Genomic DNA, 4,660 nt, shown 5'->3' on the forward strand with positions numbered 1-4,660 from the left:
GGTTCTTTCACTGGGTCCTGGATGAGGGGCCTCGAACACGCGGTGAGCAAAATCGCGAGGGGCGCAACTCATGTCGTAATACGCAACATTCTCCGAGCCGGTTTCGGGGAGTGTCAAGGGGGCTGGGTCAGTGAAAAATCGGCCTGGGACTTGGGAGACAGCTGTGATGTGAACAGTGTGTAAAGGATGCTCCACACCCCTTGACACCCTTCCGTGACCCGCTTCACACTTAAGCGCATTACGAAGTGTGTTGCGTAATGCGCGTCGTGAGGAACATGGGTCTCGGGCGACTCCCTGGTGCAGTTCCGAGGTCCCGACCAGCTATTCGAAAGGGGTCCATCATGGAGTCCCTCGTGATTGTCGGTGCCTCGCTCGCCGGCCTCTCCGCAGCCCGAGCCGCCCGCCGCCAAGGATTCACCGGCCGCCTGGTCATCATTGGTGATGATCCGGAACGCCCCTACGACCGCCCGCCGCTCTCCAAGGAATTCCTCAGCGGCCAGTTCCAGGCGGCGGACCTGACGTTGGAAATCGACGGGGAGCAGCTCGACGCCGAATGGCTGCTCGGCGTGCGCGCCGTCTCGTTCGACCCCGTCAGCCGAGAGGTCACGCTCGAGGACGGCCGCACGGTCCGCGCGGATCTCCTGGTCATCGCCACCGGCGCCTCCGCACGACAGTTGCCGGAGCTCACGGGCCTGGACAACGTGCTGACCTTGCGCACGCTCGAGGACGCCCGCAAATTGCGGGCCCTCGTGGAACGCGGTGGGCAGCTGGTGGTTCTGGGCGCCGGATTCATTGGCGCGGAGGTCGCGTCCACGGCGCACTCCCTGGGCCTGCAGGTCACCGTGCTGGAGAAGTCGACCACCCCGCTGCGCGGACCACTCGGCGCCGAAATGGGTTCCGTGGTGGCACGGCTGCACGAGCAGGCCGGCGTGGAACTGCTGTGTGGGATCGACATTGAAGGCTTCAACACGGAGGACAATTCTGTGACTCACGTGCGCCTGGCCGACGGCCGCGTGCTTCCGGCGGACATCGTGGTGGTCGGCATCGGAGCCCAGCCCAACGTGGCCTGGCTGGAAGGCTCGGGGATCGACGTCGGCAATGGCGTGGTCTGCGACGCCGCCGGGCGCACCACCGTGCCCGGGGTCGTGGCCGTGGGCGATTGCGCGGCGTGGCTGGACACCCGCACCGGGCAGCACCGCCGGGTGGAGCACTGGGCCGGTGCGGTGGGCCGTCCGGCCGTCGCGGTGGGTGCGTTGCTCGACCACGACGACGCGTACTTGCCCGTGGAGCAGCCCTACTTCTGGTCGTGCCAGTACGGCGCGCGCCTGCAGTTCGTGGGGGACATGACCGGCTCGGACCGTGTGATCTACGAGCACGGCGGGCCCGGTGAGGAAAGCTTCCTGGCCGTCTACTACGCCGGCGATGATCCCGTGGCCGTTCTGGGCTGGAACCAGCCGAAACAGTTCACGCGCTGGCGCAAGTTCTTGGCCAAACTGGCGGTGTCCTCCGCCGAACAACGCTTGATCGCCTGAACCACAGCAAACGACACCCGATCCCCACTTCCCTCGTGTGAAGTAGTTCTGCAAGGAGGGCCCCGTGTCCACCAACATTGTTTCCGAAAGCCTCATTGCCACGTTGCCGGGCCGCACCTACACCGACCAGAACTTCTTCCGGGCGGAACAGGAGCAGATTTTCGAACGGATGTGGTTCTGCGCCGTGCGCTCCGCGGACCTGGACAAGCCCGGCGCCTACCGGACCGTGCAGGTGGGGCGGGAAAGCATCATCATCACCCGTAATCGCAAGCACGGCATTCGCGCGTTCTACAACGTGTGCCGCCACCGCGGGGCCAAGCTGTGCACGGAGGACAGCGGCGAGGCCAAGCGGTCCTTCCAGTGCCCGTACCACGCGTGGACCTACGACTTTGACGGCAAGCTGATTGCCGCGCCCAACCTCACCAAAATGCCGGACATCGGCCGCGAGGAGTACGGCCTGGTGACCATCCCCGTGCGCGAGTACCTGGGATACGTGTGGGTGTGCCTGGCGGACGAGCCGCCATCGTTCGAAGAAGACGTCATGGGTGCCATCGAGGAGCGGCTGGGTGATTCCGAGTCCATCCAGGCCTACGACATCGCCCATCTCGCCCTGGGACGGCGGATCACCTACGACGTGAAGGCCAACTGGAAGCTCATCATTGAGAACTTCATGGAGTGCTATCACTGCGCCACCATCCACCCGGAGCTCACCGAGGTGCTACCCGAGTTCGCGGACGGGCTGGCGGCCCAGTACTTCGTGGGTCACGGCGCGGAGTTCGGGGAGGACGTCAAGGGCTTCACGGTGGACGGCTCCGAGGGCCTGGACCGGATTCCAGGGGTCGACGAGGACCACGACCGGCGCTACTACGCGATCACCATTAAACCCACGGTGTTCGTGAATCTGGTGCCGGACCACGTGATCATCCACCGGATGTTCCCCGTGGCCGTGGACCACACGATCGTGGAGTGCGATTGGTTGTACCTGCCCTCGGTCGTGGAATCCGGTAAGGATGTCTCTGCCTCCGTGGAATTGTTCCACCGGGTCAACCAGCAGGATTTCGATGCATGCGAACGTTGTCAGCCCGCCATGGGGTCTAGGATCTACGCCAAGGGCGGGGTTCTCGTGCCCAGCGAGCACCACATCGGAGTCTTCCACGACTGGGTCATGGCTACAGTCGGAAGCGCTGGCAATGCGAAGGGACCATGATGAGCAGTGAACGTTCGAATCCAGGCACGTCGGATGAGCCGGGCAGTCTAGGGACAGGCACGGAGCCGACAGCGGCCAGTCCCGTGGATGACCCCGCCGAGTTGCATCACGCGGAAAAGAACGAAGCGGACATCCTGGCGGCCCTCAAAGAGGGGGTGGAGCAGCGTCGTCGGCCGATCCGAGACCGGTTCGAAGGCCTCGACAAGGTGATCCTGGGCGTGACCGGCGCGATCGTCGTGGCGTTCGTGGTCTGGGGGTTCGTGGGCACGGAGAGCCTGTCGACCACCTCGACCACGGCCCTGAACTGGGTCATGGAGAACACCGGCTGGATTTTCGTGCTGTGCTCGTCATTCTTCGTGATTTACGTGCTGTGGTTGGCGCTGGGCCGGTACGGCGCGATCCCGCTCGGTAAGGACGGCGAGCAGCCCGAGTTCCGCACCACGTCCTGGATTTCCATGATGTTTGCGTGCGGCATGGGCATCGGCCTGATGTTCTACGGCGTGGCCGAACCGCTGTTCCACTACATCTCGCCACCCCCGGCCACGGTGGACGGGCAGACCAGTGAGGCGATCGAGACGGCCATGGCCACGTCGCTGTTCCACTGGACGCTGCACCCGTGGGCCATGTACGCGGTGCTCGGTATTGCCGTCGCGTACGGCACGTTCCGGATGGGTCGCAAGAATTTGCTCTCGGAGGCCTTCGTCTCGCTCTTCGGCCGACGTGCCGTGGACGGCGCGGGCGGGAAGATCATCAACATTCTGGCGATTTTCTCCACGCTGTTCGGCTCGGCGGCCTCGCTGGGCCTGGGCGCGTTGCAGATCGGTAGCGGCCTGCAGTTCAACGGGCTGGTCGGGGAGGTTGCCACGCCCCTGCTCGTGGCGATCATTGCCGTGTTGACGTTCTGCTTTGTGGCCTCTGCGGTGTCCGGAATCGAGCGCGGTATCCAGTTCTTGGCCAACACCAACATGGTGCTCGCGGTGCTGATGGCCGTGGTGATTTTCGTGGTGGGGCCCACCCTGTTCATCCTCAACCTGATCCCCTCCGCGATCGGCTCGTACGTCCAGCAGCTTCCGGACATGGCCGCGCGCACGGAGGCGGTCGGTGACGAGGCCATGCGCGAGTGGCTGTCCGGGTGGACCATTTTCTACTGGGCGTGGTGGATCTCGTGGACGCCCTTTGTGGGCATGTTCATTGCCCGCATCTCCCGCGGGCGCACCATCCGCCAGTTCGTCACCGGCGTGCTGGTAGTTCCGTCGCTGGTGTCCCTGCTGTGGTTCGCGGTCTTCGGCGGCACCGCCATCAACATCCAGCACACCGCGGACGGCACCCCCGATCCCAACGACGGCATTGCCACGATGGTCGACGGCGTTCCCACCATTTCGTTCGACGGCGCCCTCTACGACATGTTCAACGGGCTCGACGCACCGCAGTTGCTCACCGCGGGCCTGGCCGTGCTGGCCATGATCCTGACGGGCATCTTCTTTGTCACCGGTGCGGATTCCGCGTCGATCGTCATGGGGTCTCTGAGCTCCCGGGGCACCCTGGAACCGTCCCGACCCGTGGTGATCTTCTGGGGCGTGCTCATGGGTGGTGTTGCGGCCGTCATGCTTCTGGCCGGTGGCGATACCCCTGCCGAGGCACTGGGCGGGTTGCAACGCATGACCATTGTGGCGGCGCTGCCGTTCGTCCTGGTGATGTTCGTGCTCTGTATCGCCCTGACCCGCGACCTGCAGGCCGATCCCATGTGGTTGCGCCAGCGGCTGTCCGAGTCCGTGATGCGCCGTGCGGTCCGCTCCGCGGTCAACGACTACGGGCACCAGAAGTTCACGCTGGTCACCCGGGAGAACACCGACCCGGACACGGGTCAGATCCAGGCCGTGGACGCCACGGCGGCGGGGCAGCCCATTTACGAGTCCCACGA

3 protein-coding genes are annotated in these 4,660 nt (G+C 64.9%); all 3 read left to right on the plus strand.

The genetic code is table 11. From position 1 onward, the window contains the following. The first annotated feature begins 341 nt into the window (after positions 1 to 341). Positions 342 to 1,532 carry an NAD(P)/FAD-dependent oxidoreductase gene (locus tag Q4E95_RS11150; protein ID WP_095797140.1) on the plus strand — a complete coding sequence of 397 codons (1,191 nt, stop codon included), beginning with the start codon at positions 342 to 344 and terminating at the stop codon, positions 1,530 to 1,532. Positions 1,533 to 1,596: 64 nt separating this feature from the next. Further along, complete coding sequence (locus tag Q4E95_RS11155; RefSeq protein WP_303383376.1) at positions 1,597 to 2,739, plus strand: aromatic ring-hydroxylating dioxygenase subunit alpha; 1,143 nt, start codon at positions 1,597 to 1,599, stop codon at positions 2,737 to 2,739. Positions 2,740 to 2,873: 134 nt separating this feature from the next. Beyond that, positions 2,874 to 4,660, plus strand: a 1,787-nt coding sequence (locus Q4E95_RS11160; RefSeq protein ID WP_303383377.1) for a BCCT family transporter, incomplete at its 3' end; no start/stop codon positions are given.

The sequence above is a fragment of the Kocuria sp. genome (assembly GCF_030536815.1).
GTDB lineage: Bacteria > Actinomycetota > Actinomycetes > Actinomycetales > Micrococcaceae > Kocuria > Kocuria gwangalliensis.

Bases quoted from the DNA above. Each gene is read 5' to 3' on its own strand.
- Q4E95_RS11150 (WP_095797140.1), top strand. From the start codon at position 342: ATGGAGTCCCTCGTGATTGTCGGTGCCTCGCTCGCCGGCCTCTCCGCA.